This window comes from Streptomyces sp. NPDC058751 (assembly GCF_042746485.1).
Classification (GTDB): Bacteria; Actinomycetota; Actinomycetes; order Streptomycetales; family Streptomycetaceae; genus Streptomyces.
Window position 1 is genome coordinate 17,783 of record NZ_JBHYPZ010000053.1, and the last position, 26,526, is coordinate 44,308.

General features: G+C 73.2%; 25 protein-coding genes. 11 read left to right on the forward strand and 14 right to left on the reverse strand.

Features of this window, described 5'->3' with window-relative positions; genetic code table 11:
• Nucleotides 1-4: 4 nt before the first annotated feature.
• Entirely contained in the window at nucleotides 5-736 is a 732-nt protein-coding gene (gene hemQ / locus ACFW6B_RS35280; protein WP_386602778.1) for a hydrogen peroxide-dependent heme synthase, read from the forward strand.
• 84 nt (nucleotides 737-820) lie between these two features.
• On the opposite strand, the gene ACFW6B_RS35285 is transcribed toward hemQ, so the two are convergent.
• The 3 genes from ACFW6B_RS35285 to ACFW6B_RS35295 form a co-directional block, all read right to left on the reverse strand.
• Nucleotides 821-2,410: an alpha/beta hydrolase gene (locus ACFW6B_RS35285; protein ID WP_386602780.1), complete on the reverse strand. Its 1,590-nt coding sequence runs from the start codon at nucleotides 2,408-2,410 to the stop codon at nucleotides 821-823.
• A 163-nt stretch (nucleotides 2,411-2,573) separates the two neighbouring features.
• Nucleotides 2,574-3,365, reverse strand: coding sequence for a TIGR04222 domain-containing membrane protein (locus tag ACFW6B_RS35290; RefSeq protein ID WP_386602782.1), 792 nt, complete (start codon nucleotides 3,363-3,365; stop codon nucleotides 2,574-2,576).
• A 161-nt stretch (nucleotides 3,366-3,526) separates the two neighbouring features.
• Nucleotides 3,527-4,852: a DUF692 domain-containing protein gene (locus ACFW6B_RS35295; protein WP_386602784.1), complete on the reverse strand. Its 1,326-nt coding sequence runs from the start codon at nucleotides 4,850-4,852 to the stop codon at nucleotides 3,527-3,529.
• Between the two features lie 280 nt (nucleotides 4,853-5,132).
• On the opposite strand from ACFW6B_RS35295, the gene ACFW6B_RS35300 reads away from it, so the two are divergent.
• The gene (locus ACFW6B_RS35300; RefSeq protein ID WP_386602786.1) at nucleotides 5,133-5,966 is read left to right on the forward strand and encodes an SAM-dependent methyltransferase; all 834 of its coding nucleotides are present in this window, start codon (nucleotides 5,133-5,135) and stop codon (nucleotides 5,964-5,966) included.
• Between the two features lie 15 nt (nucleotides 5,967-5,981).
• Here the strand turns inward: ACFW6B_RS35300 and ACFW6B_RS35305 are convergent, their stop codons facing one another.
• On the reverse strand, nucleotides 5,982-6,902 hold the full coding sequence (locus ACFW6B_RS35305) for a helix-turn-helix domain-containing protein (RefSeq protein ID WP_386602788.1): 921 nt from the start codon (nucleotides 6,900-6,902) through the stop codon (nucleotides 5,982-5,984).
• 129 nt (nucleotides 6,903-7,031) lie between these two features.
• Nucleotides 7,032-7,262, reverse strand: coding sequence for a DUF397 domain-containing protein (locus ACFW6B_RS35310; RefSeq protein WP_355767705.1), 231 nt, complete (start codon nucleotides 7,260-7,262; stop codon nucleotides 7,032-7,034).
• 289 nt (nucleotides 7,263-7,551) lie between these two features.
• Between ACFW6B_RS35310 and ACFW6B_RS35315 the strand changes: the two genes are divergently transcribed.
• Nucleotides 7,552-8,025 (forward strand): hypothetical protein, encoded by a 474-nt coding sequence (locus ACFW6B_RS35315; RefSeq protein ID WP_386602791.1) that lies wholly within the window; start codon nucleotides 7,552-7,554, stop codon nucleotides 8,023-8,025.
• A gap of 9 nt (nucleotides 8,026-8,034) precedes the next feature.
• Here the strand turns inward: ACFW6B_RS35315 and ACFW6B_RS35320 are convergent, their stop codons facing one another.
• From ACFW6B_RS35320 to ACFW6B_RS35335, 4 genes are all read right to left on the reverse strand, one after another.
• Nucleotides 8,035-8,787 carry a peptidyl-tRNA hydrolase gene (locus tag ACFW6B_RS35320; protein WP_386602792.1) on the reverse strand — a complete coding sequence of 251 codons (753 nt, stop codon included), beginning with the start codon at nucleotides 8,785-8,787 and terminating at the stop codon, nucleotides 8,035-8,037.
• 141 nt (nucleotides 8,788-8,928) lie between these two features.
• Nucleotides 8,929-9,168 carry a hypothetical protein gene (locus tag ACFW6B_RS35325; protein WP_386602795.1) on the reverse strand — a complete coding sequence of 80 codons (240 nt, stop codon included), beginning with the start codon at nucleotides 9,166-9,168 and terminating at the stop codon, nucleotides 8,929-8,931.
• Between the two features lie 147 nt (nucleotides 9,169-9,315).
• Nucleotides 9,316-10,425 carry an SPFH domain-containing protein gene (locus ACFW6B_RS35330; RefSeq protein WP_386602797.1) on the reverse strand — a complete coding sequence of 370 codons (1,110 nt, stop codon included), beginning with the start codon at nucleotides 10,423-10,425 and terminating at the stop codon, nucleotides 9,316-9,318.
• A 113-nt stretch (nucleotides 10,426-10,538) separates the two neighbouring features.
• Nucleotides 10,539-11,660: a hemin ABC transporter substrate-binding protein gene (locus ACFW6B_RS35335; RefSeq protein ID WP_386602799.1), complete on the reverse strand. Its 1,122-nt coding sequence runs from the start codon at nucleotides 11,658-11,660 to the stop codon at nucleotides 10,539-10,541.
• A gap of 145 nt (nucleotides 11,661-11,805) precedes the next feature.
• Between ACFW6B_RS35335 and ACFW6B_RS35340 the strand changes: the two genes are divergently transcribed.
• The 4 genes from ACFW6B_RS35340 to ACFW6B_RS35355 all read left to right on the forward strand — a co-directional run bounded on the left by ACFW6B_RS35340 (nucleotide 11,806) and on the right by ACFW6B_RS35355 (nucleotide 16,970).
• Nucleotides 11,806-12,525 carry a hypothetical protein gene (locus tag ACFW6B_RS35340; protein ID WP_386602800.1) on the forward strand — a complete coding sequence of 240 codons (720 nt, stop codon included), beginning with the start codon at nucleotides 11,806-11,808 and terminating at the stop codon, nucleotides 12,523-12,525.
• A gap of 31 nt (nucleotides 12,526-12,556) precedes the next feature.
• Nucleotides 12,557-13,546, forward strand: coding sequence for a hypothetical protein (locus ACFW6B_RS35345; protein ID WP_386602801.1), 990 nt, complete (start codon nucleotides 12,557-12,559; stop codon nucleotides 13,544-13,546).
• A 185-nt stretch (nucleotides 13,547-13,731) separates the two neighbouring features.
• Entirely contained in the window at nucleotides 13,732-14,268 is a 537-nt protein-coding gene (locus ACFW6B_RS35350) for a hypothetical protein (RefSeq protein ID WP_386602804.1), read from the forward strand.
• 89 nt (nucleotides 14,269-14,357) lie between these two features.
• Nucleotides 14,358-16,970 carry an immunoglobulin I-set domain protein gene (locus ACFW6B_RS35355; RefSeq protein ID WP_386602806.1) on the forward strand — a complete coding sequence of 871 codons (2,613 nt, stop codon included), beginning with the start codon at nucleotides 14,358-14,360 and terminating at the stop codon, nucleotides 16,968-16,970.
• Nucleotides 16,971-17,078: 108 nt separating this feature from the next.
• On the opposite strand, the gene zapE is transcribed toward ACFW6B_RS35355, so the two are convergent.
• A complete protein-coding gene (zapE, locus tag ACFW6B_RS35360; RefSeq protein WP_386602808.1) occupies nucleotides 17,079-18,224 on the reverse strand; it encodes a cell division protein ZapE in 1,146 nt (381 codons plus the stop codon).
• Here zapE and ACFW6B_RS35365 point away from each other — a divergent pair.
• The 4 genes from ACFW6B_RS35365 to msrB all read left to right on the forward strand — a co-directional run bounded on the left by ACFW6B_RS35365 (nucleotide 18,223) and on the right by msrB (nucleotide 21,617).
• Complete coding sequence (locus tag ACFW6B_RS35365; protein ID WP_386602810.1) at nucleotides 18,223-19,032, forward strand: pyrimidine reductase family protein; 810 nt, start codon at nucleotides 18,223-18,225, stop codon at nucleotides 19,030-19,032. The two genes, zapE and ACFW6B_RS35365, sit on opposite strands and share 2 nt — an antisense overlap.
• A gap of 116 nt (nucleotides 19,033-19,148) precedes the next feature.
• Nucleotides 19,149-19,622 carry an indole-3-glycerol phosphate synthase gene (locus tag ACFW6B_RS35370; protein ID WP_386602812.1) on the forward strand — a complete coding sequence of 158 codons (474 nt, stop codon included), beginning with the start codon at nucleotides 19,149-19,151 and terminating at the stop codon, nucleotides 19,620-19,622.
• A gap of 152 nt (nucleotides 19,623-19,774) precedes the next feature.
• Nucleotides 19,775-21,163: a UDP-N-acetylmuramate--L-alanine ligase gene (murC, locus tag ACFW6B_RS35375; RefSeq protein ID WP_386602815.1), complete on the forward strand. Its 1,389-nt coding sequence runs from the start codon at nucleotides 19,775-19,777 to the stop codon at nucleotides 21,161-21,163.
• Nucleotides 21,164-21,209: 46 nt separating this feature from the next.
• Complete coding sequence (msrB, locus tag ACFW6B_RS35380; RefSeq protein WP_386602817.1) at nucleotides 21,210-21,617, forward strand: peptide-methionine (R)-S-oxide reductase MsrB; 408 nt, start codon at nucleotides 21,210-21,212, stop codon at nucleotides 21,615-21,617.
• Between the two features lie 45 nt (nucleotides 21,618-21,662).
• On the opposite strand, the gene ACFW6B_RS35385 is transcribed toward msrB, so the two are convergent.
• The 4 genes from ACFW6B_RS35385 to ACFW6B_RS35400 all read right to left on the reverse strand — a co-directional run bounded on the left by ACFW6B_RS35385 (nucleotide 21,663) and on the right by ACFW6B_RS35400 (nucleotide 26,468).
• Complete coding sequence (locus ACFW6B_RS35385) at nucleotides 21,663-22,694, reverse strand: YbhN family protein (RefSeq protein WP_386602857.1); 1,032 nt, start codon at nucleotides 22,692-22,694, stop codon at nucleotides 21,663-21,665.
• Between the two features lie 416 nt (nucleotides 22,695-23,110).
• Entirely contained in the window at nucleotides 23,111-23,980 is an 870-nt protein-coding gene (locus ACFW6B_RS35390; protein ID WP_386602818.1) for a LysR family transcriptional regulator, read from the reverse strand.
• A 162-nt stretch (nucleotides 23,981-24,142) separates the two neighbouring features.
• Nucleotides 24,143-25,114 (reverse strand): helix-turn-helix domain-containing protein, encoded by a 972-nt coding sequence (locus ACFW6B_RS35395; RefSeq protein ID WP_386602820.1) that lies wholly within the window; start codon nucleotides 25,112-25,114, stop codon nucleotides 24,143-24,145.
• 109 nt (nucleotides 25,115-25,223) lie between these two features.
• Nucleotides 25,224-26,468, reverse strand: coding sequence for a cytochrome P450 (locus ACFW6B_RS35400; protein WP_386602823.1), 1,245 nt, complete (start codon nucleotides 26,466-26,468; stop codon nucleotides 25,224-25,226).
• Nucleotides 26,469-26,526 lie beyond the last annotated feature (58 nt).

Genomic DNA, 26,526 nt, shown 5'->3' on the forward strand with positions numbered 1-26,526 from the left:
CCCCATGAGTGACGACGCCCCCACCACCGAGTCCGCCAGGATCCCGAACAAGGGCAAGCTGGCCAAGGACCTGAACGAGGTCATCCGCTACACCCTGTGGTCGGTCTTCAAGCTGAAAGACGCGCTCCCCGAGGACCGTGCCGGTTACGCCGACGAGGTCCAGGAGCTGTTCGACCAGCTCGCCGCGAAGGACGTCACCGTCCGTGGCACCTACGACGTCTCGGGGCTGCGCGCCGACGCCGACGTCATGATCTGGTGGCACGCCGAGACGAGCGACCAGCTCCAGGAGGCGTACAACCTCTTCCGCCGCACGAAGCTGGGCCGCGCGCTGGAGCCGGTCTGGTCGAACATGGCGCTGCACCGGCCGGCCGAGTTCAACCGCTCGCACATCCCGGCGTTCCTCGCCGACGAGACGCCCCGCGACTACGTCAGCGTCTACCCCTTCGTGCGCTCCTACGACTGGTACCTGCTGCCCGACGAGGACCGCCGCCGGATGCTCGCCGACCACGGCAAGATGGCCCGCGGCTTCCCGGACGTGCGCGCCAACACGGTCGCCTCGTTCTCCCTCGGCGACTACGAGTGGCTGCTGGCCTTCGAGGCCGACGAGCTGTACCGCATCGTCGACCTCATGCGTCACCTGCGCGCCTCCGAGGCCCGGATGCACGTCCGTGAAGAGGTCCCCTTCTACACCGGCCGCCGCAAGGACGTCGCCGACCTGGTCGCGGGTCTCGCCTGACCGCCCCGGCACCTCACCGGCCGTCCCGGTGAAGAGGCGGGCGTCCCTTCGCGGGACGCCCGCCTTCCGGCTCTCCGGAGCCGGTCAGCGCGACCGCGGCACCGGCTCCCGGTGGGGGGCGCAGCCCGCGTTCCGCCCGGGGAGCCGGCCCTCCAGCAGGTAGGCGTCCAGATGGCCGTTGACGCACTTGTTGGGGCCGCCCCCGATCCCGTGGGTCCCGGCGCCCCGCTCGGTCACCAGCACCGAGCCCCCCAGCCGTCGCTGCAGCTCCTTGGCACCCTCGTACGGCGTCGCCGCGTCCCGCTCGGCGGCCAGGATCAGCGTCGGCGGCAGCTTCCCGGGCGGCGTCCGCACGTCGAGCGGCTTCTGCCGGGGCGCGGACCAGTACGCGCACGGCAGGTTCATCCACACGTTGTCCCAGGTCTCGAACGGGGCGACCCGCGCGAGACGGGTGTTGTCGCGGTCCCAGACGCGCCAGTCGGTCGGCCAGGGCGCGTCGTTGCACTCCACGGCCGTGTAGACGGCGTTGCCGTTCTCCCGCTCGGCGGCCGCCTCGGGATGCGGCCCCGCCACCTGGATCAGCGGCTTCGGGTCGCCCTTCAGATAGGCGGACAGCGCCAGCGCGCGCTGCGGCCAGTGGTCGTCGAAGTACCCGGCCTGCAGGAACGTGCCCTGAAGCTGGGCCGGCCCCACCTTCCCGCCCGCGGGCGAGGCGGCGAGCCTGGCCCGCGCCCTCTCGTAGGAACGCCGCACCTCCTCGGCGGTGCGGCCGAGCCCGTACACCTTGTCGTGCCGGGCGATCCACGCGCGGAAGTCCGCCCAGCGGACCTCGAACGCGACCGACTGGTCGAGGTTGTTGCCGTACCAGACCTTCTCGGGGTCGGGGTTCACCGCCGAGTCGAAGACCATGCGGCGTACGTGCGAGGGGAACAGCGCCGCGTACAGGGAACCGTAGTACGTGCCGTACGAGGCACCCATGAACGTCAGCTTCCGCTCGCCGAGCGCGGCCCGCAGCACGTCCAGGTCACGGGCGTTGTTGAGCGAGGTGTAGTGGCGCAGGGCGGAGCCCGTACGCCGGGCGCAGCCGCGGGCGTACGCCTTGGCCTCCGCGATCCGCGCCTTCTTGAACGACTCCGAGGGGACCGCCGGGGCCTGGAGGAGCGGCTTGGGAAGGTGCTCGGGGTCCCGGCAGGACAGCGGCGCCGAGCGGCCCACACCGCGCGGGGCGTAGCCGACGAGATCGTACGCGGCTCCGATCCGCTTCCATTCGGGCAGGAGGCCGATCAGCGGGAAGTGCATGCCGGAGGCGCCGGGGCCGCCGGGGTTGTAGACGAGGGCGCCCTGGCGCGGCACCTTGTGCTTCGCGTTGCGCGGGTCCTTGCCGGTGGCCTTCACCCGGCTGACGGTCAGTCTGATCCGCTTGCCGTCGGGGAGGGAGTAGTCGAGGGGCACCGTGACCGTGCCGCACTGGAGGCTCGACGGCAGGTGCTCCTCCTTGGGGCACCTGCCGAAGCGGATGCCCGCGGCGGCGGCGCGCTCGGCGGCGACGGCGGTGCCGAGCGTCCCGGCGGACAGGGCCGGGTCGGGCCGGGCCGGTGCGCCGCCCGCCGGAGCGGCGACGAGGCCGGTCAGGAGCAGGGACCCTGCGGTTCCGTGGAGGACGGCGGTTCTCATCGCGAATCCCTTCAGCGCGCGGCAGCGACAGAAGGGATGCTTCGTTCGGCGGCGGGCGAAGTAAAGCACCGCCCGCCGGTGTCGGCGCCAATGCCCCCGATGCGCCCCCGGGGGCTCCTTCCAGCCCCCCGGGCCGCGCGGGCCGAGGACGGGTTCCCCGCCGTCAGGAGGTGCCGTGGTCCCGGTGCGCCAGGGCCGCCCGCAGCTCCGGCTCGCCGATCGCGCGGATGCCGAGGACGGCGACGGACGTGAGGTACGTACGGTCGTCACCGGACGCGGCGGAGTGCCTTGCCAGGGTGCCGAGCAGCCGCTGTCCGGCCGGGGAGGCCCAGCGGCTGCCGGGGTTCACCTCGATCCGGGCTATGACGAGAGAGCTCACCGTCAGGATGAGCGGGAGCAGGAACCAGACGGCCACCGGGACGTCGCTGCCCGGGGTCTGACCCGGCAGCAGCAGAGCCGTGGCGCCCAGCGCGAGGACCGCGGCCGCGGCGGCCTGGACCTGGCGGACGCCGCCCGCGACGGTGGTGCGGGTCCCGTCGGGGACGGCGAGACCGGCCGCGACCAGGCGGTCCGCGAGACGGCGTACGGAGTCGGCAGCGGCGGTGGCCGTCCGCAGCGGTGCTATCCGGGACTGGCCCTCGGGGCCGATCGCGCCGATGACCGAGCGCTCCATGTCGTCGCGTCCGCGCGGGTCGACGACCGTGGCCCAGCCGGTGTGCGCGAGCAGCAGGCGGCGCTGGCGGGCCATCGACACCAGGGTCAGGTCGGCCACCCGGGCCGGTCCGCCGGACAGGAACGCGGCCTCGTACAGCGTGAGGTCGTGCCCGCGCGCCGCGTCGGCGTCGGGCGACGCGCCGGTGTCGAGCGACGCGGCGCGGAGCGCGGCCAGGCACAGCCGGGTGCAGGAGACACCGGTCGCCAGCCAGGCGAGGATCAGGAGAAGGACCCAGAACATGGCATTTTTCTATGCGACGATCCCGGGCGGGCGCCATGCTCCATTCACGATGTGGGACGGAGCCGTCACCGGTATGTGATGTTCCGTTCGTTGCGGTCGGGAAGCCGTGGACGGGGCGGGACGCGGTGGCACGTCTGCGGGAACCCGTCCGGCGCGCCCGCTCAGCGGCGGAGCAGTGCCCTGCGGGTGGCGCGGGCCAGCCGGGCCACGGGCCGCGCGGAGAGCGGGGCCGGACCCGACCGCTCCAGCCACCAGTCGCGCAGCCGCCGGGTTCCGGCGTCCTCCAGGAGGCCCGTGAGCAGCAGGTGTTCGGCGAAGTCCAGGGCGTCGCGGCGGTAGCCGCCGGTCATCGGACGGCGCTGCGCGTACGCGAGGAACGCCGGCCGGTAGCCGTCGGCCAGGATCTCCGGCAGCTCCGGTGCCACCTTCGCCACGACGTCCGCCCGCTTGGCGGCGAGGGCGCGCGCCTGCACCCCGAGGCGGACGCGGTCGAAGCCCTCGGGCGCGGGGGTCCCGGCGACGAGCGCGGACAGCAGGGCGGCCTGCGCCAGCGCCACCCGCTGCCGGGGGGCCTCCTCCCCGGCGTCCGCCCGGGCGTCGGAGCGGCGGTCCGCGGGGGCTGCCGCATCCCGCCCGGCCGGCCGGGGCGCGGCCTCCGCCTTCTCCAGCGTCCCCCGGATCGCGGTCAGTTCCCGCTCCAGTTCGGCCGGTTCGGGGAAGTTCTCGTCGCGTTCGAGGAGGACCCCCGGCGGGGTCACCCGGGAGGCGAGGTCGGCGAGGATGTCGAGCACGGGCCGCGGGACGGGGTGGGCGTGGCTGTCGTGCCACACGCCGTCGCGCTCGAAGCCTCCGGCGACGTGGACGTAGGCGATCGCCTCGACGGGCAGTTCGTCCAGCGCCCTGGCCGGGTCCTCGCCGCGGTTGACGTGGTTGGTGTGGAGGTTCGCCACGTCGATGAGCAGCCGGACGCCGGTGCGGTCGGCCAGGTCGTAGAGGAACTGCCCCTCGGTCATCTCCTCGCCGGGCCAGGAGATCAGCGCGGCGATGTTCTCCACGGCGAGCGGGACGGGCAGCGCGGCCTGAGCCGCGCGGATGTTCTCGCACAGGACGTCCAGCGCGTCCCGGGTGCGCGGAACGGGCAGCAGGTGTCCGGCCTCCAGCAGCGGTGACGCGGTGAGCGGGCCGCCCGCCCGCACGAACGCGATGTGTTCCGTGACGAGCGGTGAGCCCAGCGCCTCGGCGCGTTCCGCGAGCGCGGTGAGCCGCGCCTCGTCGGGCCGGTCGGCGCCGCCGAGACCCAGCGAGACGCCGTGCGGCACCACCGTGACCCCCCGCTCGCGCAGCCGCACCAGCGACTCGGGGAGGTGGCCGGGGCACAGGTTCTCCGCCACGACCTCGACCCAGTCGACGCCGGGCATCCCCTCCACGGTCCCGGCGATCTCCGGCCGCCATCCGATGCCCGTACCCAGCCGCCCCGGCTCCCTCATGTCCCCTCCTCCGTCACGGCCCCGGCCGCGCCCGCCCTGCGTCGCTCCCCACGACGGCCGGCACACCGGCGTGACCAGGTCATGGCCCCCGGGGTCGCGTCCGAACCCACAGGGGCAGACGTTCAGAGCAACATTTGAGGTTTCGCGCCGCCACGGCGAACGATGGGCGAGTTTCGGCCGGAAAGTCTTCCGGTGTCCCTCCTCCGGGGACCGGCAACGTCAACTTCTGCTTTCCTGGACGGACCGCCGGTCGGTCGGCCGGCACTGATCTGGGGGAACGATGCAGCCCGGCGAGCAGTTGTCCACGTCGATCGACGCCAAGGTGCCCACGGCCGCACGCATGTACGACCACTACCTCGGCGGCAAGGACAACTACGCCGCCGACCGGGCGGCCTGCGAAGAGCTGGACAAGGTCGTGCCCAGCACGCGCGCGCTCGCCCTGAACAACCGGCGCTTCCTCCAGCGGGTGGTCCGTACCCTGGCCGACGGGTACGGGATCAGGCAGTTCCTCGACCACGGATCCGGTCTGCCCACCCAGAACAACGTGCACCAGATCGCCCAGGCGGTCGACGGGACGTGCCGGGTGGTCTACGTCGACAGCGACCCGATGGTGCTGGTGCACGGCCGCGCCCTGCTCGACCAGAACGACCGGACCGCCGTCGTCCACGCCGACATGCGGCGGACGGAGGAGATCTTCTCCCACCCCGACACCCGGCGGCTGATCGACCTCTCGCAGCCGGTGGCCGTGCTGTTCAACTCGGTGTTCCACTGCATCCCGGACGGCGAGGCCGACGGGCCCGTCCCCGTGATCCGCCGGGTCGCCGAACGGCTGGCTCCCGGCAGCTTCATGGTCATGTGCCAACTGGTCAGTGAGGACGCCGGGGTCCGCGACTTCGTGACCGGCTTCATGGACACCGTGACGCAGGGGAACTGGGGCCGGGTCCGCCAGGAGAAGGACGTGAAGGAGTTCTTCGAGGGCATGGACGTCCTCGAACCCGGACTGGTCGAGGTGTCCACCTGGCGCCCGGACACCGACGTCGCGCCCCGCCAGCTCACGCAGGAGTGGATCGAGTTCGGCGGGGTCGGCCGGATCCCGCCGGCCCCTGCGGTCTGATCGACCGGACAGGTCCTAGCTCCGGGCGTAGCGCTGTTCCACCGTGCTGCGCAGCAGGGCCAGGGACTCGCGGGGGCTCAGGGCCTCGTCGGCGAGCCGGTCCAGTACCACGCGGTACTCCTCCGTCTCGTCGCGGTCCTCCAGGAAGTTGGCGCTCCGTATGTGCTCCAGGTAGACGATGTCGGGCAGTTCGACACCGCCGAAGCGCAGGTAGGTGACGGGGATGGCGGGGGCCGAGGCGTTGGTGACGTCCAACGGCACGATCTGCACGACCACATGGGGGCGCCGGGCCATCTCGATGAGGTGCTCGAGCTGGGCGCGCATCACCTCACGGCTGCCCAGGACGCGCAGCAGGACGGACTCGTCGACGACGGCCCACAGCTGGGGGGCGTCCGTCCGGTCCAGCAGCTCCCGCCGGCGCGTGCGCAGCTCCACCCGGCGCTGCACCTCGGCCGCGGGCGCCGTCGGCAGCCCGCGCTCCACCACGGCCCGGGTGTAGTCGGAAGTCTGCAACAGGCCCGGGACGTACTGGATCTCGAAGGTGCGGATGACGCTGGCCGCCTCCTGGAGTCCGACCAGCCGGTCGAACCACTCGGGCATCAGCCGCTTGTCGTAGCGCTGCCACCAGCCGGGCTCACCCGCGCGCTTGAGCAGTCTGAGCAGGACCGACACCTCGTAGTCCTCGGTCCCGTACAGCCTGAGCAGCGCGCGGACGTCGTCCTCCGTCGGTGGCCGACGGCCCTTGCCCGCCTCCATGCGCGACAGCTTCGCCGCGCTGAACCCCAGGGAGCGCGCCGCCTGTTCCTGGGACAGCCCCGCGTCCTCGCGGGCGCCGGCGAGCTGGACGCCGACCAGCATCTTCAGCAGAGTGGGGGCGGGCTCCTCCCGGCTCAGATACGGTTCGAGGCGGGAGACGCGGGGTGACTCGACGGACATCCTGACTCCCAGTCGACCGGCAGAAGACAGTCAAAATTATCGCACCGCGCCGGACTCTGCCGCACGGGGAGACGGAAGTGGACAACCATCCTTCTGTTTCAGCGGAGTTCGCAGCGCCGGGGCAGGGTTTCAGAGCAGGTGGTCGAACTCCCCGTCCTTCGCTCCGGCCAGGAACGCGGCCACTTCCGCCGGGGTGTAGACGAGGGCCGGACCGTCGGGGTCGCGGGAGTTGCGCACCGCGATGCGGCCGTCGCCCAGGGCGGCCACCTCGACACAGTTGCCCTCGGCATTGCTGTGCCTGCTCTTGATCCAGGAGGCGCCCAGCGAGCTGGCCCGCACTCCGTTCGGCACTGATGGCACCAACGCACTCTCCTTGCTGACGTTCCACCAGGTGTACGCCCGTCCGGCCGCCCGGGGCGCGGGCTCCGGTCGGACCTCACGCGGCCCACGTACCTCTTCGACTTCGTGCAATTTCTCGTGCAATTGCACGAAGACGCTGTCAGCGTGGATAATAGCCGTGGCGTCAACCTCGTTACCAGAGGCCCGTACTGACGTCGTTTCAGGCGCTCCCGGGGGAGCGTGATCGTCCGGGACGGCTTCGGCCCGCCCGCGCACCTGTCACTGTCCGACGCCTTCGGAGGGAGCGGAAATGGCAACACCACTCAGGAACCTGGAACGCGTGTCGTGGGACGAGATCAAGGACTCCAAGGGGTCGGCGGAAGCCATCCCCTTCCTGCTCAACACCGTCGCCTGGGGTGACGCGGCAACGGCCAGAGCGGCGCTGCAGGACCTGAGGGAACGAATCTGCCAGTTCGGGTTCGTCGTGGAGCAGGCGACGGCCGCCACCGTCCCCTTCCTCTGGGAACTCGCCGAACTCCCGCAGGTCACCTGCCGCGTTCAGATAATCCAGCTCCTGAGGGACATCGCCGAGGCCCGGCAGTGGGAGCGCACGGCCGCCGCCTATCCCAAGCTCCTCAACCGCCGTGAGAACTGGGTGGGCTGGGAGCGCGAGGCCCGCCAGGCCGTACGCGCCCACCACGGCACCCTCCAGCACCTGCTCGCCGAGCCGGACACCGAGATCGTCCGCGTCACCGCGGAACTCGCCACCACGCTGGCCGAGTAGGGGCCGCCGTCAGCCCGCCGGATCCGGGGCGAGCCCCGGCAGGGCGCCCACGCGGTCGTGCCCCTCGACGGCGACCGTCAGTCCGGGAGCGATCTCCGTGAACCCCGCGTCACGGACCAACGGCACGTCGGAGACGCTGAGTTCACGCCAGTGGGCCGGATCGGCGGTGCGCACCGAGAGGGCGAAGCCCGCCTCGCGCCAGGCGGTCCGCTCCTTCTCCGACAGCTCCCACCAGGCCAGTTGGGCCCCGTGACCCGTCTGCGCCATCGTCTTGCCGGCCGACATGTCGAGTTCCGGGTTGAGCCACAGCACGGGCGCCGCCGGATCGGCCGGTGCCGGCGGCCGCGGATCGTCGAGATCCGTACCGGACACCTGGAGCTTCGCCAGGTCCTTGGGCCAGCCGTCCAGCGGCACCGGCGGGAAGACCCGTACCTCCGCGGACCGCCCGGTCACGGTGATGCCGGGCAGCGCCTCGGCCTTCCGCCACTCGGATCCGCGCGCCCGCCGCACGACCTTGCGGATCCGGGCGTCCTGCCAGTCCCGCATCGCCTGCGCCCATTCGCCGTCCCCGAGCGAACGCTCGTCGCTGAGGATGGTCAGCACGGCCCGGGCGGCGGTCTCCAGCGCATCGGTGCGCGCCGGGGGCGCGGCCTTCTCGATGTGCACCACCAGCGGCAGCACGAACTGCCGCGCCGTGTCACGTGCGGTGGGCTCGTCGCGGAACGGGCCGTCGTCGGCGGGGGTCGGGTCGTCGCTGCTCACGCCTCCCAGTCTGCCAGGCGGAAGATCCGCCCCGGACGGACGGTCCGGACGGTCCCGGGGGACGGAGTGGTCCTGGCGGTCCGGACGGTCCCGGCGGACGGGTCCCGGAGCCGCCCGGGCCGGGGAGCGGACCCGTGCCCGTCAGCCCGAACACGCGGTGCGCTGTGCCTCCTGCCAGGCGCAGACGGGACACAGCGTGATCCCCTTGTGCGACTCCGGGTACTCGGTCGGCTCGCGGCACAGCACGCACTCCGCGTACGCGGTCCCGTCCCGCCCCGCCGCGTCGAGGGCGTCCAGGAACTGCCCGGCCGGCCCGTCCGCCCCGGTGGTGGCGCAGTGGTCGTCGCCCGTGCCTCCGGCTCCCGTGTCTCCAGCTCTCATGTCCCCAGCTTATGAGGAGTGGCGGACCGGACGGGGAGGGGCCGCCCGCCGCCCGCCGCCCGCCGCCCGCCGCCCGGCGTCGTGGACGTGCTCCTCCGGTGCGTGCCGCACGGCGCGGGCGTGCGGGTGTCGGGAGGTCGCCCCGGGTCACCCCGTGGGCGCCTCGGGCTCCGTGCTCTCCTGGGCGTTCCCGGACCGGTCCCCTCCGTCCTTCCCGAACTCCCCGGCACCCCCGAACCGTTCGGGGTTCCCGGGGTCCTCCGGTCCCTCCGGTTCCATCGGCACCCTGGGCTCACCCAGGATCCCGAACGTGTCCGGGGTCCCGAGCCCGTCCGTGTCCGCGAACGACTCCGGAAGGCCGAGTGCCCCAAGCGCCCTGCCGAGCCGCTCCTGCACGGGGGGAGGCTCGACGGGGTCGACGCCGGGCTGCCGTTCCGCCGGGGACGGTCCGCCCGGCCGCGGTTCCGGCCGCGCCGGGGTCGTCGCCGGCTGCTGTCCCGACTGGGCCCGTTCCAGGAAGCGCAGCAGTTCGACCGGGAAGGGCAGGACGAGGGTGGAGTTCTTCTCGGCCGCGACGGCCACCACCGTCTGGAGCAGGCGCAGTTGGAGCGCGGCCGGCTGTTCCGACATGACGCCGGCGGCTTCCGCGAGCTTCTTGGACGCCTGGAGTTCCGCGTCCGCGTTGATGACCCGGGCGCGCCGTTCACGGTCCGCCTCGGCCTGGCGGGCCATGGACCGCTTCATCGACTCGGGCAGCGACACGTCCTTGATCTCCACCCGGTCGATCTGCACGCCCCAGCCGATCGCCGGACTGTCGATCATCAACTCCAGCCCCTGGTTGAGCTTTTCGCGGTTGGAGAGCAGGTCGTCCAGATCGCTCTTGCCGATGATCGACCGGAGCGAGGTCTGTGCCATCTGGGAGACCGCGAAGCGGTAGTCCTCGACCTGGATGATGGCGTTCGCCGCGTCCACGACCCGGAAGTAGACGACCGCGTCGACGCGGACCGTCACGTTGTCCCGGGTGATGCCCTCCTGGGCCGGGATGGGCAGGGTCACGATCTGCATGTTGACCTTGTGGAGCCGGTCCACGAAGGGCACGACCATCGTGAACCCGGGGGAGCGGACCTCGGCCGTCAGCCGCCCGAGACGGAAGACGACCCCGCGTTCGTACTGCTTGACGACGCGGGCGGCGGCGGCGACGTAGATCACCGAGGCGGAACAGGCCGCCGTGACCGCCACGACGAGTTCCTGGACCATGACGACCCCCTTCCGAGTCGCCCGACGTGTCTGGTCATTCCACTCTACGTCGCGGGGGCCCGGTTGCCGCCGGACCTGCGGCGAGATCCCTCCGGACGGGAAGGCCGTCACCGTCACCCGGATCCTGCTCCGGATCCGGTCTCCGAGGACGAGCTCCGGGCGGCCCGGTGGACGCGGTCCACCAGGATGTCGATGACCAGTGGTGTGCGCGGGCCGAAGCCCAGGAGCACGCCGTCCTCCAGGTCGACGACCCGACGGTTCATGCCGGCCGGGGTCTGGGCGATGCCGGGGATCTGGAGGAGGCCGTCGAGGCCGCCGACCGACTCCAGGCCCTTGGTCATCATCAGGATGACGTCCGGTCGGGCCTGGGCGAGGGCCTCGGTGGTGATCGGGGTGAACGGCCTGTCCATGCCCGCCGCCGTGCCCGCGTCCACCGCGCCCGCCGCTGCCAGCAGCGAGTCGGCGCCGGAGCCCTTGCCGCCGATCAGATAGACGGCCGCGCTGCCGCGCATGTAGAGGAAGGCGACCTTGGGCCTGCTGCCCGGGGGCACGCCCGCGCGGGCCGCGGTCAGTTCGTCGCTCATGCGCCGGTTCAGCGCCCTGCCCGCCTCCGGGACCCCGAGGGCTTCGGCGATCCGGGTGGTGCGGGTGGTCACGTCGGACAGTTTCGTCGCCGGGTCGAGGACGACGACCGGGACCCCGGCGTCCCGGATCTGCTGGACGGCCTCCTTCGGCCCGGTGTCGGTGTCGGCGAGCACCACCGTCGGCCGCAGCGACAGCACGCCCTCCGCGCTCACGTCGTGCGCCTTGGTGACCTGGGGCAGCTTCCCCGCCTCCGCGAAGGTGGCCGTGACGTCCCGGCCGACGACCCGGTCGCCGAGCCCGAGCGTGAACACGATCTCCGCCACGCCCCCGTTGAGCGGCAGGATGCGGGAGGCGTCCCGCACGGTGACCTCGCGGCCGTCGGAGGAGTCGACGGTGACCGGCAGCTCCGGTGTCGGCGGCGCGCCGTCGAGCGGGACGACCGTGTTCCTCGCCAGCTGCTTCGCGGCCGCGGCGGCACGCGCGCTCGCGGGCTCCGGTGTCGCGCCCGACGCCCCGCCGGTCCCCGTGCCGCCGGTCCCCGTGCCGGTGGTCCCGCAGGCCCCCGTCAACAGGACGACAGCCAGACCCAGGGCGGCGAGACGCCCTCGCCGGGACCGTCCGCCGGACAGGCTCCTTCCGGATGCGCTCATGACCTCTTCCTCTCCTCTCGCCTGACACACCGTGAGAAATAGCTTAGGTTAGCCTTTCCTAAGTATCACGTGGTGGGGGTGTTCCATGTCTTCGGCAAGTGGTCCGCGGGGCCGCGGAGTCGGCTGTTCTCTTGCGATCGCCGCGGTGTCCGCCCTGTTGCTCCAGGCCCCGCCCGTGGCGGCCGCCGACGGGTCGGCCGTCGGACCGGAAGGGCAGCGGCTCGCCGTCTCCAGGTCGTCGGGGCTCGACCCGGCGGGCGAGACGGTCACCGTGACCGGCTCCGGCTACAACACCGAGAAGGGCGTCTACGTCGCCTTCTGCGTCGACAACGGCGCAGGGAAGACGCCCACGCCCTGCGTCGGCGGCGTCGACATGTCCGGCGAGTCGGGTGCCTCGGTGTGGGTCTCCTCCGATCCGCCCTCCTACGGCGAGGGACTGGCGAAGCCCTACGGCGGCAGCGGGCACGGGGGCACCTTCGAGGTGCGGATCAAGGTGCGCGCCAAGGACGCCAACACCGACTGCGCCGCCGCCGGGGTGACCTGCGCCGTCATCACGCGCAACGACCACACCCGGGGCGGGGACCAGAGCCAGACGGTCCGCGTCCCGGTGACGTTCGCGAACGCGGGCGGCTCGTCGAGCGGTTCCGGTTCCGCGAAGCCGAGCGCGAGCGCCACGGCCGGGGCGGACGCGACCGGCGGGTCCGGTGACGGTGGCGCCACCGAGACCGACGACGGCTCCATGGCGAGCACCGGATCGGGCCTCGTGCTGCCGCTCGGCCTCTGCGCGGCCGGACTCGTCGCGGTCGGCACCGGCGCGTGGCTCTGGGCGCGCCGACGGCGCACCGCCGCCCCGTCCTCCAGCTGACACACCTCATGTCCCGGGAAGGGGACCGAAGATGGCGAAGAGACCAGGCGCCGTCGTCCTGGCGGCCGGCGCCCTGTTGGCGCTGTGCTGCCCGGGCGCGGTGGCCGCGCAGACGGCAGACGAGGGGCGGCCGCCGGCCCGAGAGGTGTCCGGGGGGCACATGGAGTGGTCCTCGGCCGAAAGCGCCCTGGCCGGCCGGGGCGTCTCACTCGGGGTCGCCGCGCCCGCCGTGCGGGAGGCCGCCGACCGTGCGTGGTTCCCGGCCCTGGGCGGGAGCGCCGGGACCGGCTCCGCGGAGCCGGGGCTGGAACTGGAACTGGGCGGCGCGGCACGCCTCGGCGGACCGGCCGGCCGACCGCTGGTCCTCGGCGGGCTGCGCCTCGAACTGGACGACGGAGAAGGCACGTTGTACGTCCGTACGGTCGTCGACGGCCGGGCGGACGAGCTGGCGCTCGCCGAGATCGTGGTGCCCGGTGCCGGACCCGTCGTACGCGCGGACGGGGTGACCTGGACCGGGCTGCGGGCCCTGCTCACCGAGAAGGGGGCCGCGCTGCTGTCCGCCTGGGGCACGACCCGGTTCGAGGCCGGTGAGGAGCTGGGCGCGCTGGACGTGACCGCCTCCACGGCCTCCGCCGCACAGGACGGAAGGGATCCGGCGACCCCCGTCACCGGCCCGTCGCCGTCCGCCGTTCCCGCGCCCTCCGCCGGGCCGTCGGAGTCCGGACGGTTCCCGGAGTCCGGGAGGCGGGAGGGACCCGTCGCCGCGGTGGGGCGCCCCGCCCTCGCCGCGGGTGGTGAACAGACGGTCACCGGCGCCGGTTTCGCGCCCGGCGCCGTCGTGCTCGTCGCGATCGACGGCGACACGCGCTACCAGGCGGTTGCCGACGCCGAAGGACGTCTCGCGCGCGCCTTCCCCGTGTACGCGGGGGCCGTGGAAGGGAGTCACACGGTGGTGCTGACCGCCGTGGGCGGTGAACGGGGCGCGGTAGGCGTCGGGTTCGAGGTCGAGACCCCGAACTGAGCGGCATGGGAAGCCGCGTGAAGTCGTATCGAGGAGCGGGTCGCCCGGCCCGCTCCTCGGCATGCCCGAACTCCCCTTCTCCATCGGCCATTTGGGGCTTCCCGCAGCCTGTTGACAATCGGCCGGAGATCGTACTTAGGTTTGCCTTACCTAAGTTTGTGTTCATCGACAGGAAGGCCGTCCCCATGAGAGTCCCCACCTCCCGCACCGTTGTCCGCGCGGGCCTCGCCGTCGCCTCCTCCGCCGCCCTGACCCTGGGCCTGGCCGGCTCCGCCTCAGCCGCCACCTCGACCCGCTCGGTGGTCGACGGCTCCACCACCTACAACCTGTCGCTGACCGCGCCGGGCACCGCCTCCGCCGCCGGCCAGGTCATCATCGTCTCCGGCTCCGGTTACAACACCGCCCAGGGCGTCTACGTCGGCCTGTGCGCGGTCGAGGGCGGCCAGGGCGACAGCAAGCCGACCCCCTGCCTCGGTGGCCAGGACGAGACCGGCGCGACCGGCGCCTCGCACTGGGTGAACAACGTCTTCGGCGGGCTCTTCGCCAACAGCTCCAAGTTCGGCACCGGCGGCACCTTCGGCGTGCAGATCTACGTCAAGGCCACCCTCGACGACGGCAGCGTCTGCGGCCAGGACGTCGAGTGCGCCGTCGTCACGCGCGCCGACCACTTCGACAGCAGCGACCGCAAGTACGACGTCCACGTCCCGATCACCTTCCAGTGACGGCCGGTTGACCGATCGTCAGGCCGGGCCCCGTACACCGGGGTCCGGCCCGCGGCGTTCGGCGGCACCGACCAGTGAGGAACACTCCCATGCAGCACAGACGCCCGGCGGCGCTCCTCGGCGCCGCCGTGCTCGTGGCCGCCGCGGCGACCGCCGTCACCGCGGGCACGGCCGCACAGGCCTCCGGCACGCCGAAGACCGCCCTCGGCCAGAACGGACAGCGGCTCACCGTCTCCGCCTCCGCCGGCATCGACCCCGACGGCGAGACCCTCCGCGTCTCCGGCTCCGGCTACGACGCGTCCAAGGCCGTCTACGTCGCCCTGTGCAAGGACAACGGTGACGGCCTCATCCCCACCCCCTGCATCGGCGGCGCCGACCAGAACGGCACCGGCAGCTCCTCGCAGTGGATCGTCCCCGAGGGCGACACCTACGCGGGCGACCTCGCCGTCCACTGGGGCGCGGGCGGCACCTTCGACGTCGGGATCGACGTCAAGGCCAAGGACGCGAGCCTCGACTGCACCAAGGTCGCCTGCGCGGTCGTCACCCGCGTCGACCACCGCCACCCCGGCGACCGCTCCCAGGACGTCCGCGTCCCCGTCGCCTTCGAGGGCCAGGACCCGGGCGGGGACGACGGCGGCGACGGTGTGGAGGTGCCGCCCGGCACCGTGAGCTACGTGAAGGCGGACGACTTCACGACCGCGGGCAAGGTGCGCGACCTCCTGGTGCACCCCGGCTCCGGAAAGCTGTACGCCGGCTCCGACAACGTCGTCGACACCGGAACCGTCGACGAGCGCGGCCTGTACGCCCTCGACCCCGCGGACGGAAAGGTGCTCTCCCACCTCTCCCAGGCCCCCGGCGTGGGCGGGACGCTCGCCGACCGGGTGGTCACCATGATCGCCGGCCCGCTCGCCGGGGACGGCGTCGTCTTCCACTACCCGCTGCGGGGCCTCGGCACCGCGAAGGACGGCGACGACAAGGCGGCCGGCGTGTGGCTCACCGGCTCCTCGGTCACCGGCGCCGGTCCCGGCACCAAAACCGACACCACCCTGGTCGCCCAGGGCGCCACGCTCTCCGAGCTGGAGACCGCCACCGGTGCCGTGCGGCGCGCGATCACCCTGGAGGGCGGCTCCCAGCTCGGCGTCGACCCGGCCCACGGCGCCGCATGGTCGGCCGGCCCGTCCGGCGGACAGCTGCGCCGCGTCGACACGGCGTCCTCCGCCACAGCCTTCACCGTCACCGCCACCGCGCCGCTCCCCGCCGCGGGCGTCGGCTTCGTCGAGGCCGACCCGGCCACCGGCAACGTCTGGGTGGGCAGCGGGAACTCCGTCCTGGTCCTGGACCCGTCCGCCAAGGAGCTGACCACCATCGAGGGGCCGGACGAGGCGGTGGACGTCGCCTTCGACACCGCCACCTCACGGGCCTTCGTCGTCTGGCAGGACAGCGGTGACACCGCGAGCGGTGCCGACCTGGTCAGTTCCCTCGGGGTGTACGACACCGCCACCTTCGCCGAGGCGGCCCGGCCGGCCACGCTGCCCGGCAACCATTCCCAGCTCGGCGACGCGGCCGTGGCCGTCGCCCGCGGCGGTGCCTCCGTCTATGTGAGCAGCCCCGCCGAAGCCAGGATCACCAAGCTCGACCTGCGGATGTCCCCCAAGGTCGTCCAGGCCCCCACGGACCGTACGGTCGCCCCCGGCACCGAGGTCACCTTCGTCGCCGCGGCCGAGGGCACGCCGCGGCCCACGGTGAGCTGGAGCGTCAGCCCGGACGGCGGCCAGACCTGGTCGAAGATCGAGGGAGCGACGCGGAACACGTACACCTTCACGGCGAAGGCCGCCCACGACGGCTACCGCTACCGCGCCGAGTTCACCAACGAGGCCGGGACGACCCGTACCAGGCCGAACACCCTGACGGTGAAGGAGACCGGCACCGGCGACAGCGGCGGGAACGGTGGCAACGGCGGGAACGGTGACAGCGGAGGGAACGGCGGCGGCACTCCATCCGGCCCCTCCGGCACCAGGACCGTCACCGGCGCCGAGGGCCAGAAGCTCACCGTCACCCCGGTCAACGGCCTCGCCACCGAGAACCAGGTCCTGAAGGTCACCGGCTCCGGCTACGACACGAAGAAGGGCGTCTACGTCGCCCTCTGCGTCGACAACGGCGACGGCGAACTGCCCACCCCGTGCGTCGGCGGCGTCGACATGACCGGGGGCTCGCACAGCTCGGCGTGGATCTCCTCCGACCCGCCGGACTACGGCGAGGACCTGGCGGTCCCGTACGGCACCGGCGGCACCTTCTCGGTCGAGCTGACCGTCGACGCCGAGGACGAGTACACCGACTGCTTCGAGGCGAAGTGCGTCCTGGCCACCCGTGCCGACCACACCCTCTCCGGCGACCGCTCCCAGGACGTCAAGGTGCCGGTGAGCTTCGTCGGCCAGGACCCGGTGGACACCGACGGCGGCGGCACGTCCGGCACCGGCGGCTCGTCCGGCGGCACCGGCTCGACGGGCGGCTCGTCCGGCGCCTCCGGAGGCACGGGCACCGGCGGTACCACCACCGGCGGCACGTCCGCCGCGGGCGGCACGGGCGGCAGCCTCGCCTCGACCGGCGCCACCGTCGGCACGGCGGCCGGCGCGGCACTCCTGCTCACCGCGGCGGGCTGGTACGTCCGGCGCCGGGCGCAGGCGGTCCGCGCGGACCGGTGAGGGAACGGGGGAGGGCCCCGGCGCGGCGGATGCCGTGCCGGGGCCGTCCACGCCCGCGGGCCCGCCCGGTCCGGGATCTCCGTGATCCGGACGGCGGGCCCTGGACTTCTAGGCCCTGTCGTTCACGAGGCCCTTCGCGTCACGGGCGAGCGCGGTCAGCCGGGAGATCGCGCGGAAGTACTTCTTGCGGTAGCCGCCGTTCAGCATCTCCTCGCTGAACAGCCGGTCGAAGGGCATCCCGGAGGCGAGGACCGGCACCTCGCGGTCGTACAGCCGGTCGGCGAGCACGACGAGCCGCAGGGCCGTCGACTGGTCGGGGACGGGCTGGACGTCGGTGAGGCAGACCGCCTCGATCCCGTCGGTCAGGGCGCCGTACCGGCTGGGGTGGACGCGGGCGAGATGTCCGAGCAGGTGCGGGAAGTCGTCCAGGGACGCGCCGCCGGTGGCGTACGCGGCCTTGGTGACCTGCTCGTCGGAGAACGGGGCGGGTGCCTCGGGCAGTCCGCGGTGACGGTAGTCCTCACCGTCGATGCGCAGCGGGCGGAACCGCGCGGACAGGCCCTGGATCTCCCGGAGGAAGTCGGCGGCCGCGAACCGGCCCTCGCCGAGCTTGCCGGGAAGTGTGTTCGAGGTGGCGGCCAGCGCCACACCCGCGTCGACCAGCTTGCCGAGCAGGGTGGAGACGAGGACGGTGTCGCCCGGGTCGTCGAGTTCGAACTCGTCGATGCACAGGAGGCGGTGCTCGGAGAGGGTCTGCACGGTCTTCTGGAAGCCGAGCGCGCCGACCAGGTTCGTCAGCTCCACGAAGGTGCCGAACGCCTTGAGCGAGGGATCCGCCGGGGTCGCGTGCCACAGGGAGGCGAGGAGGTGGGTCTTGCCGACGCCGTAACCGCCGTCCAGGTAGACGCCCCGCGGGCCGGCCGGTGTCTTCGGGGCGGCCTTGCCGAAGCCGAACAGCCGCCGCTTGGGCGCGCCCACGGCGTGCGCCCCGCCGAGACCCGCGGCGAACGCCTCGAGGACGCCCACGGCCTCGGTCTGGCTGGGCTGGTTCGGGTCCGGGATGTACGTGGCGAAGCGGACCGAGTCGAAGCGCGGCGGCGGCACCATCTCGGCGACGAGCCGGTCGGCTGGGACGTGCGGCTCGCGGGCGCACAGGGACAGGGGGGCCGCTTCGGCTATCGGGTCGATCGCGGAGGCGGGGGAGATGGACGACACGGTCCCCCACTCTATGCGCCGTGCCACACTGCACGACATGCGACGCCTGTTCCCTGTGACCTATGAAACAGCAGCCCAGCCCTCCGGGGAGGCTTCCGGGACGGATGCGGCGGAACGCGAGTGGGAGCTCGGGGAGCTGGCGGAGGCGTACGCCTACCCGGAGGTCCGGTCGCCCTGGCTGCGGGCCAACATGGTGTCCACGCTCGACGGCGCCGCCCAGCACGAGGGGCGCTCGCAGCCCATCTCGAACGCCACCGACATGAGGATCTTCGGTGTCCTGCGGGGGCTCGCGGACGTCGTGGTCGTGGGAGCGGAGACGGTGCGGCAGGAGGGCTACCGGCCGGCCCGCGCGCGTGAGGCCTTCGCGGAGCCGCGGAAGGCCGCCGGGCAGGGCCCCGCGCCCGCGATCGCGGTGGTCACGGCGAGCCTCGACCTGGACTTCTCGCTGCCGCTGTTCACCTCGCCCCTGGTGCCCACGCTGGTGCTGACCGGTGCAGCCGCGGCCCCCGACCGGATCGCCGGGGCCGAGCGGGCGGGCGCGCGGGTGGTGATCGCCGGGGACGGCGCGGGCATCGACCCCGCCCGTGCCGTACGGGCCCTGGGCGACCTCGGGCACACCAGGCTGCTGACCGAGGGCGGCCCCAGGCTGCTGGGCCAGTTCGTCGCGGCCGGTGTCCTGGACGAGATGTGCCTGACGCTGTCCCCGATGCTCGCGGCGGGCGGGGCCCAGCGGATCGCGGGAGGGCCCTCGGTGCCGGTGCCCGAGCGGTTCGAACTGGCGTCCCTGCTGGAAGAGGCCGGATTCCTGTACAGCCGGTACCGTCGATCCGGCGGACGGTCGGAATAATAGGTTCCGATTCTCGTCGGACGGGCACACTGATTCGCGCAGTACCCGTGCTGTCACGGGGCAGGATGGTTTCCGCAGGGGGCCGGGACGGCCCACGGACGAGAAGGGCGCCTGTCGTGTTCACGAGCGTATTGATGATCGAGAAGGCCCTGACGTCCGCCGACGTGGAGTTCGTCACCACCTTGCACGGTGACGAGGCGGTCGCCTTCCACGTGCTGCTCCAGCCCCGGGGCGACCAGGCGGACCGGCTGCTGCGGGCCATCGACGACGTCGCGATGGGCGAGATCGACGAGGCGGCCCACGAGGGCGACACGCCGGAGGGCGAGGCGGCCGCCAGCCAGGGTGAACGGGCGCTGGAGGTGTCCCTGCTGGCGCTGAGCGGGTCCGGGAACACGGCCGAGGGCCGGCTCGTCGCGGACCACCCCCTCGACGCGCTGAAGAGCCTGGTCGACCAGGTGGGGGCCGACGAGGTCATCGTGCTGACCGACCCCCACTACGTGGAGGAGTTCTTCCACCGCGACTGGGCCTCCCGGGCCCGCCACAAGGTGGGCGTGCCGGTCCTGAAGCTGTTCTCGCACAGCAAGGCGTGAACCCGGGGCCCCGGTTCCCGCCCCGAGGCCGTCCGAGGTGACCCGGCCGGTGTCCCTCGTGAGGCGCCGTCCCCCGCACCCAATAGGCTGGGCCCGCGTTCCCCTCGGGAGAGCGCGCCCACCTTCGTACCGGATCTTGGGGAGAAACACGCATGGCACCCGGCCTTCCTACCGCGATGGACCGACCGCACTTCATCGGCATCGGCGGCGCCGGGATGTCGGGCATCGCGAAGATCCTCGCCCAGCGCGGAGCCGTGGTCGCGGGCAGCGACGCGAAGGAGTCCGCCACCGCCGAGGCGCTGCGCGCGCTGGGCGCCACGGTCCACATCGGCCACGCGGCCGGTCACCTCGCCCCGGACGCCACCTGCGTCGTGGTCTCCTCCGCGATCCGCGCGGACAACCCCGAGCTCGCCCGCGCGGCCGAGCTCGGCATCCCGGTCGTCCACCGCTCGGACGCCCTCGCCCGGCTGATGGACGGCCTGCGCCCGATCGCCGTCGCCGGCACCCACGGCAAGACGACCACCACCTCGATGCTGGCCGTCTCCCTGTCCTCGCTCGGCCTCGCCCCGTCGTACGCCATCGGCGGCGACCTCGACGCCCCCGGCTCGAACGCCCTGCACGGCGAGGGCGAGATCTTCGTCGCCGAGGCCGACGAATCGGACCGCAGCTTCCACAAGTACGCGCCCGAGGTCGCGATCATCCTCAACGTCGAACTCGACCACCACGCCAACTACGCGTCCATGGACGAGATCTACGAGTCCTTCGAGACGTTCGTGGACCGCGTCACCGAGGGCGGCACGCTGGTGATCTCGGCGGACCACGAGGGTGCCCGCGAGCTGACCCGCCGTGTCACGGGCCGTGACGTGCGCGTGGTGACGTACGGCGACGCCGCCGACGCGGACGTCCGGGTGCTCTCCGTGGTCCCGCACGGTCTGACGAGCGAGGTGACGGTCCTGCTGGACGGCGCCGAGCTGACCTTCACGGTCTCCGTCCCCGGCCGCCACTACGCCCACAACGCCGTGGCCGCGCTCGCCGCGGGCGCCGCCCTCGGCGTCCCGGCCGCCGAGCTGGCCCCCGCGCTCGCCTCCTACACCGGCGTGAAGCGCCGCCTCCAGCTCAAGGGCGAGGCGGCCGGCGTCCAGGTCGTCGACTCCTACGCGCACCACCCGACCGAGATGACCGCCGACCTGGAGGCCATGCGGTCCGGGGCCTCGGGCCGCATCCTCGTGGTCTTCCAGCCGCACCTGTTCTCCCGCACCCAGGAGCTGGGCACGGAGATGGGCGAGGCGCTGTCGCTGGCGGACGCCTCGGTCGTCCTGGACATCTACCCGGCCCGCGAGGACCCGATCCCCGGCGTCACCAGCGAGCTGATCATCCAGGCCGCGCGGACCGCGGGCGCGGAGGTCACACCGGTCCACGACAAGGCCGAGGTCCCGTCCGTCGTCGCGGGAATGGCGAAGCCCGGTGATCTCGTTCTCACCATGGGCGCGGGCGACGTGACGGATCTCGGACCGGAGATCCTCGCCCGCCTGGCCGAGTGACCGTGGCCCCCCAGCGGGCCTCCTTGAACGTGAGGGGTTGAGCTTCATGTCGTACGACATCGAAAAGCCGGACGAGCAGTGGCGCGCGGAGCTGACCCCGGCCGAGTACACGGTGCTGCGCCGGGCGGGCACCGAGCCCGCCTTCACCGGCGAGTACACCGACACCAAGACGAAGGGCGTCTACTCCTGCCGTGCGTGCGGCGCCGAACTCTTCACCTCCACGGAGAAGTTCGCGTCGCACTGCGGCTGGCCGTCCTTCTACGACCCGAAGGACTCGGACGCCGTCGAACTGCTCCAGGACTCCTCGCACGGGATGGTGCGGACGGAGGTGCGGTGCGCGCGCTGCGGGTCGCACCTCGGCCACGTCTTCGAGGGCGAGGGCTATCCGACGCCGACGGACCAGCGGTACTGCATCAACAGCATCTCGCTGCGGCTGACGCCGGACGAGGGCTGACCACGGCCGGCCGCTGAACGGGGGCCGGCCCGCGCCGGCCCCCGTTCAGAGCACCTTGCGGTGCACCAGGGCCGACAGGACGAGCGTGCCCGGGAGCAGCGGGATCCAGACCGTCAGGACGCGGTAGCCGATGATGGTGGCCGTCGACAGGCCCGCCGGGGCGCCCAGCGAGACCATGGCCGCGTCCACCGGGCCGATTCCGCCCGGTGCGGGGACGGCGCCGACGGCGGCACCGGCGATCAGCAGCGCGAACACGACCTGGGCCCAGGACAGCGGCAGCCCGAGCGAGAAGCCGACCGCCGCGACCGTGCTCCCCTGGATCACCGGGGCGGCGGCCGAGCCGCCCCAGAGGGCGAGCACACGGCTGGGCCGGGTGTGCAGGATCCGTACGTCGGTCAGCGCGGTACGGACGAAGTCGACGGCCGGGCGGCGCAGCGGACGGACCGTCGTCACCAGCACGCAGAAGGTCGTGAGACCGAGCACCGCGCTTCCGGCCGCCGGCAGCAGCGTCCAGCGGTCCGGGGCGAGCGCGCCGAACCGGACGGTGTCCCCGACGGCCGCCAGGAAGAGGACGAGCACCGGAATCCTCGCCACCGGTTTGACCAGCGAGTACAGGGCGAGCGAGGCGGTCCCGCGGGCCGGCGGTATGCCCTGGCCCCGCAGGAAGCGCAGGGTGACCGCGTGGGCGCCGATGCTCGCCGGCAGTACGTGGTTGGCGGCGCCGGCGGCCGGCTGCGACGCCAGCAGCAGGCCGGGCGGCAGCCGTTCCGGGAGGGCGCCCTGCCGGACGCACGCGGCGACCGCCCAGCCCAGCAGGGTGAAGAGGAGCCCGGCCGGCAGCCACCGGGGATCGGCGTCCCCCAGCCGGGCGACGCCGTCGAGCACGACGCTCCGGTCCAGTGCCGCCCAGGTCCCGATCAGCAGCACGGGGAGCAGCGTCACCACCAGGCGGGTGAGACGCGAGAGGGAGGCGCGACGGGCGGGGGAAGGCGTCGCGGGGGGATCGACGGCGCACGCCGAGTCACCGGGTGCGGGTGCGGATGGGGATGGGGATGGGGGCGCTGGTGTCGCGGTGATAGCCGCGGCGGGGAGGCCGTCGAGCGGGGGCGGGTACACGGCGCACGTCGTCCTTCCGCGTCACGCCCGGGTACGGACGGACGGATCCGAGGCGATGCAACGGGACGGGGAAAACGTTCCCCTCCGGTGTGACGCCACGGTGTCCGGAGGTGGAAGGGGGACCGGCGGGCGAGCGACACGGCCGGAGCCCCCCGGCGCCGCCCCCGGCGACGGTCGCCGGTCCGGCCCCGCGGCGTACACCCGGCCGATCCGGCGCCGGGGACTCGGCGAGTCGCCGTCCGTGACGCGCGCGCACCCCCGATGCTGGCCTGACGTGCGGCCCTGGACTCCCCGGCCGAGGGCCGCGCGCCCGATGGCCGTTCCCGTGGTGCTCCCGGACCGGCGGAGAACCCCGGACGTCGGCGTGGAGCCCGTCCTCAGGTCATGTGCCGCAGCAGGGCGGCGACCGCGGGAGGGGCGTCGCCCCGGGGGCGGACCATCATGATCTTCCAGTGCGGCGCGTGGCGTGCGAACGCGTGGGTGCTGAGGCCCGGGAACCGCTCCGCGACCGAGGCGGGCATGACGCAGACGCCCAGGTCGTTGCGGACGAGCTCGGCCGCGGCCGCGATGTCGTCGACCTCGAAGGCCGTCTCCCGTCCCACGCCGGCGGCACGGAAGGCCCGGTCCACGCAGAGGCGGATCGCCCAGCCCGGCGCGAAGTCCACCAGCGGCAGCCGGGCCGCCTCGGCGAGGGTGACCGTGCCGTCCGGGCCGGTTCCGGCGAGCGCGCGCGGCGGGGCGGACACCAGCACCATCTCCTCGTACGACAGCAGGCGGGTCACCAGTCCGCGCTGCCGCTGCCGGTCGAGCGCGACCACGGCCAGGTCCACGGCGCCCTCCCGCAGTCCGTCCCGGATGTCGGTCAGGGACGCCTGCCGCAGCCGTACCGCCACGCCCGGGTGCTCGGCCCGCAGTGCGGCCAGCGGCCGGTGGAGGTCGGCCCAGACGCCCTGCGTCGTGCCGATGGTGATCCGGCCCCGGAGCCGTCCCCGGACCAGGTCGACGGTCGCCCGCGCCTGTTCCGCCGCCCGCAGGGCGGCGCGCGCCGCGGGGACGAAGACCTCGCCCGCGGGGGTGAGGAGCACCCGGTGCGTGGTGCGGTCGAACAGCGAGGTGCCCAGTTCCCGTTCCAGCGCGAGGACGGAGCTTGACACGGCGGACTGCACGACGTGCAGTCGCTGGGCCGCCGCGGTGAACCCGCCCTCCTCGGCCACCGCGACCACGACCTCCATCTGCCGCAGATCCATCTCCACTCCCGAGGCAGCAGCCCGTCCCGGACCGGGATCCCGTCCGGGGAAGGGACCCCGTCCTGTCCCGATTGTCCCAGGACGTGATCGGCCGCGGGCGAGGCGGAAGGGGGCGGACGGCGGGGGCGGGTGGACGTACGGGGGAGAGGACCGGGCGTGCGGTCACGTCCCGCGGACGCCGTTGCGCATCTCGCGCGGGCTCACCCCGAAGCGCTGCCGGAAGGCGGTGCTCAGCGCGCTCGCCGACGAGAACCCCGACGCGTGGGCCAGATCGCCGATCGTCAGGTCCCCGTAGTCGCCGCACCGGAGCCGCTCGCGGACCAGCCGCAGCCGCTCCTCGCGGATCAGGTCCCGGGGGGTGGTGCCCGCGTGTTGGAGGGCGAGCTGGACCTGGCGCAGCGACCATCCGAGGGCACGGGCCACGGACGTGCCGGTGAGGCCGGGGTCGGCGGCGTTCTCGCGGACGTGGCGGCGTACCACCGCCTCCACGTCGGACAGGTGGTGGGACCCCTCGGGGCGGTCGTCGCCGGTGGTGAGCATGCACAGCAGCTCCACCACCCGGTCGGACACGGCGTCGAACTGGGCGTCGGTGAGGTCGTCGCGCTCGGCGTGCAGGCCGTCGAGCATCGAGCGGACGATCCGGCCGAGGCCCCTGCTCAGGTCGAGGCCGGTGGCCAGCGGCGACTTGCGGTTCAGCGGCCCGTCCAGCTCGCGGGCCGGGATCGTGAGGACGAACGCCTGGGTGGAGGCGTCCTGGAGACACCGGAACGGCGACCCGAACGAGACGAGCGCGCCCGTCCCCGGCGCCAGCCGGACCTCCCGGCCGTCCTGGCGCAGGACGATCTCCCCGGTCAGCGGCAGCAGTAACCGGTAGTCCCCGTCGGGGTCCTCGCGGATCTGGCGCGCGGTCCTGCTGTACTCGATCTCGTCCGACCGGAACCTGACGAGCTGGTACGCCTCGGTGCGCTGGCGGACCGTCTCGCCGCGGAAGTCGTCGCCACGGCCGTACCGGTAGCCCATCCGGGCCTGGTACGCCCCGATGTGCTCGCTCCAGAAGTCGGTCCGCTCGGCCGGATCCACCGAGCCCGTCGACCGGGCTTCCACCAGGTAGTTCCCCGTGGGCAACGCCACCATCGACTCCCGCGCGGGTGAGGCAAGTCACGCGGTGTCAGCCTAATGCACACAGCCCGTGCGCAGGACGGCGGCCCGGCCCGGGGGGCCAGGAGACCAGGGAGCCGGGGGCCTAGGAGACGCGGACCGGCAGTGAGCGGTGGCCGTTGGAGATGAAGGAGTCGACCTGCCCCAGTTCCTCCTCCGGGACGGCGAGCCTGAGGTCCGGGAAGCGCTCGAACAGGGCCGGGAGCGCGATCCGGGCCTCCAGCCGGCCGAGCGGTGCTCCCAGACAGCGGTGCACACCGTGGCCGAAGGCGAGGTGCTCCTTGTCGGGGCGGGTCACGTCGAACTGGTCGGCGTCCTTGCCGTGGCGCCCGGGATCGCGCCCGGCGGCGGCGTAGGCCGCGAGGATCGCATCGCCCGCGGCGATCACGGTCCCCTCGGGGCCGCCGAGTTCGGACAGGACGATGTCCTCGACGGCGTACCGCAGCGGCAGGCTCGCGACCGGCGCGTCCGCCCGCAGGGTCTCCTCGACCACGTCGTCCCAGTCGGCGCGGCCCTCCCGGACGTGCGCGAGCTGGGCGGGACGGGTGAGCAGGGCGTGCACGGCGTTGTCGATGAGGTTGACCGTCGTCTCGTGGCCGGCGCTGACCATGAGGCTCAGGGTGTCCAGCAGTTCCTGCTCGTCGAGCGCGGTGCCGTTCTGGTCGTCCCGGGCGGCGATGAGCCCGGACGTCAGGTCGTCGCCGGGCGACTCCCGCTTGGCGGCGACGAGTTCGGCGAGGACGGTGAGCAACCGGCCGTGGGCTGCCGTCATCTCGCCGGGGTCGGCGGAGGTGTCGAACAGCCGGTCCACCAGTTCGCGCAGCTCGGGGCCCCGTTCCTCGGGCAGTCCGAACAGCTCGCTGATCACCTGGATCGGCAGCGGGTAGCAGAACTCCTCGCGCAGGTCGACGACCCGGGAGTCGCGTCCGGCCTCCTCCACGCGGTCCAGGAGCTGCCGGGTGATCTCCTCGATGCGCGGCTGGAGCGCGGCCGTGCGACGGGCGGTGAACGCCTTGGAGACCAGGGTGCGCAGACGCCGGTGCTCACCGCCGTACGCCGTGAACATGTTCCGCACGGTCACCCAGGTGAACAGCGGCCACTCGGGCGTGATCGCGCCGTTCGCCAGCAGGGGCCAGTGCTGCCGCGCGTCCTTCGACACCCGGGGGTCGGTGAGCAGCCGCTTCAGCAGCTCGGGGCCGCTCACCGCCCAGGCCTCGACGCCCCCGGGGAGCTCCACCCGGGCCAGCGGTCCTCTCTCGCGGATCCGGGCGGCCTCCCCGTGGATGTCGCGTCCGGTCGCGTCGATCACCAAAGGACGCGGATCACCCATGAGGAACCTCCCGGCAGTCGAACCCGATTCGGCATACGGCGCGTCACGCTACGCGACC

Bases quoted from the DNA above. Each gene is read 5' to 3' on its own strand.
- ACFW6B_RS35285 (WP_386602780.1), bottom strand. From the start codon at position 2,410: ATGAGAACCGCCGTCCTCCACGGAACCGCAGGGTCCCTGCTCCTGACC.
- zapE (WP_386602808.1), bottom strand. From the start codon at position 18,224: ATGTCGTGCAGTGTGGCACGGCGCATAGAGTGGGGGACCGTGTCGTCC.
- ACFW6B_RS35365 (WP_386602810.1), top strand. From the start codon at position 18,223: ATGCGACGCCTGTTCCCTGTGACCTATGAAACAGCAGCCCAGCCCTCC.
- ACFW6B_RS35300 (WP_386602786.1), top strand. From the start codon at position 5,133: ATGCAGCCCGGCGAGCAGTTGTCCACGTCGATCGACGCCAAGGTGCCC.
- ACFW6B_RS35355 (WP_386602806.1), top strand. From the start codon at position 14,358: ATGCAGCACAGACGCCCGGCGGCGCTCCTCGGCGCCGCCGTGCTCGTG.
- ACFW6B_RS35395 (WP_386602820.1), bottom strand. From the start codon at position 25,114: ATGGTGGCGTTGCCCACGGGGAACTACCTGGTGGAAGCCCGGTCGACG.
- ACFW6B_RS35350 (WP_386602804.1), top strand. From the start codon at position 13,732: ATGAGAGTCCCCACCTCCCGCACCGTTGTCCGCGCGGGCCTCGCCGTC.
- ACFW6B_RS35305 (WP_386602788.1), bottom strand. From the start codon at position 6,902: ATGTCCGTCGAGTCACCCCGCGTCTCCCGCCTCGAACCGTATCTGAGC.
- ACFW6B_RS35315 (WP_386602791.1), top strand. From the start codon at position 7,552: ATGGCAACACCACTCAGGAACCTGGAACGCGTGTCGTGGGACGAGATC.
- murC (WP_386602815.1), top strand. From the start codon at position 19,775: ATGGCACCCGGCCTTCCTACCGCGATGGACCGACCGCACTTCATCGGC.
- ACFW6B_RS35330 (WP_386602797.1), bottom strand. From the start codon at position 10,425: ATGGTCCAGGAACTCGTCGTGGCGGTCACGGCGGCCTGTTCCGCCTCG.
- ACFW6B_RS35325 (WP_386602795.1), bottom strand. From the start codon at position 9,168: ATGAGAGCTGGAGACACGGGAGCCGGAGGCACGGGCGACGACCACTGC.
- ACFW6B_RS35390 (WP_386602818.1), bottom strand. From the start codon at position 23,980: ATGGATCTGCGGCAGATGGAGGTCGTGGTCGCGGTGGCCGAGGAGGGC.
- msrB (WP_386602817.1), top strand. From the start codon at position 21,210: ATGTCGTACGACATCGAAAAGCCGGACGAGCAGTGGCGCGCGGAGCTG.
- ACFW6B_RS35335 (WP_386602799.1), bottom strand. From the start codon at position 11,660: ATGAGCGCATCCGGAAGGAGCCTGTCCGGCGGACGGTCCCGGCGAGGG.
- ACFW6B_RS35290 (WP_386602782.1), bottom strand. From the start codon at position 3,365: ATGTTCTGGGTCCTTCTCCTGATCCTCGCCTGGCTGGCGACCGGTGTC.
- ACFW6B_RS35400 (WP_386602823.1), bottom strand. From the start codon at position 26,468: ATGGGTGATCCGCGTCCTTTGGTGATCGACGCGACCGGACGCGACATC.
- hemQ (WP_386602778.1), top strand. From the start codon at position 5: ATGAGTGACGACGCCCCCACCACCGAGTCCGCCAGGATCCCGAACAAG.
- ACFW6B_RS35345 (WP_386602801.1), top strand. From the start codon at position 12,557: ATGGCGAAGAGACCAGGCGCCGTCGTCCTGGCGGCCGGCGCCCTGTTG.
- ACFW6B_RS35295 (WP_386602784.1), bottom strand. From the start codon at position 4,852: ATGAGGGAGCCGGGGCGGCTGGGTACGGGCATCGGATGGCGGCCGGAG.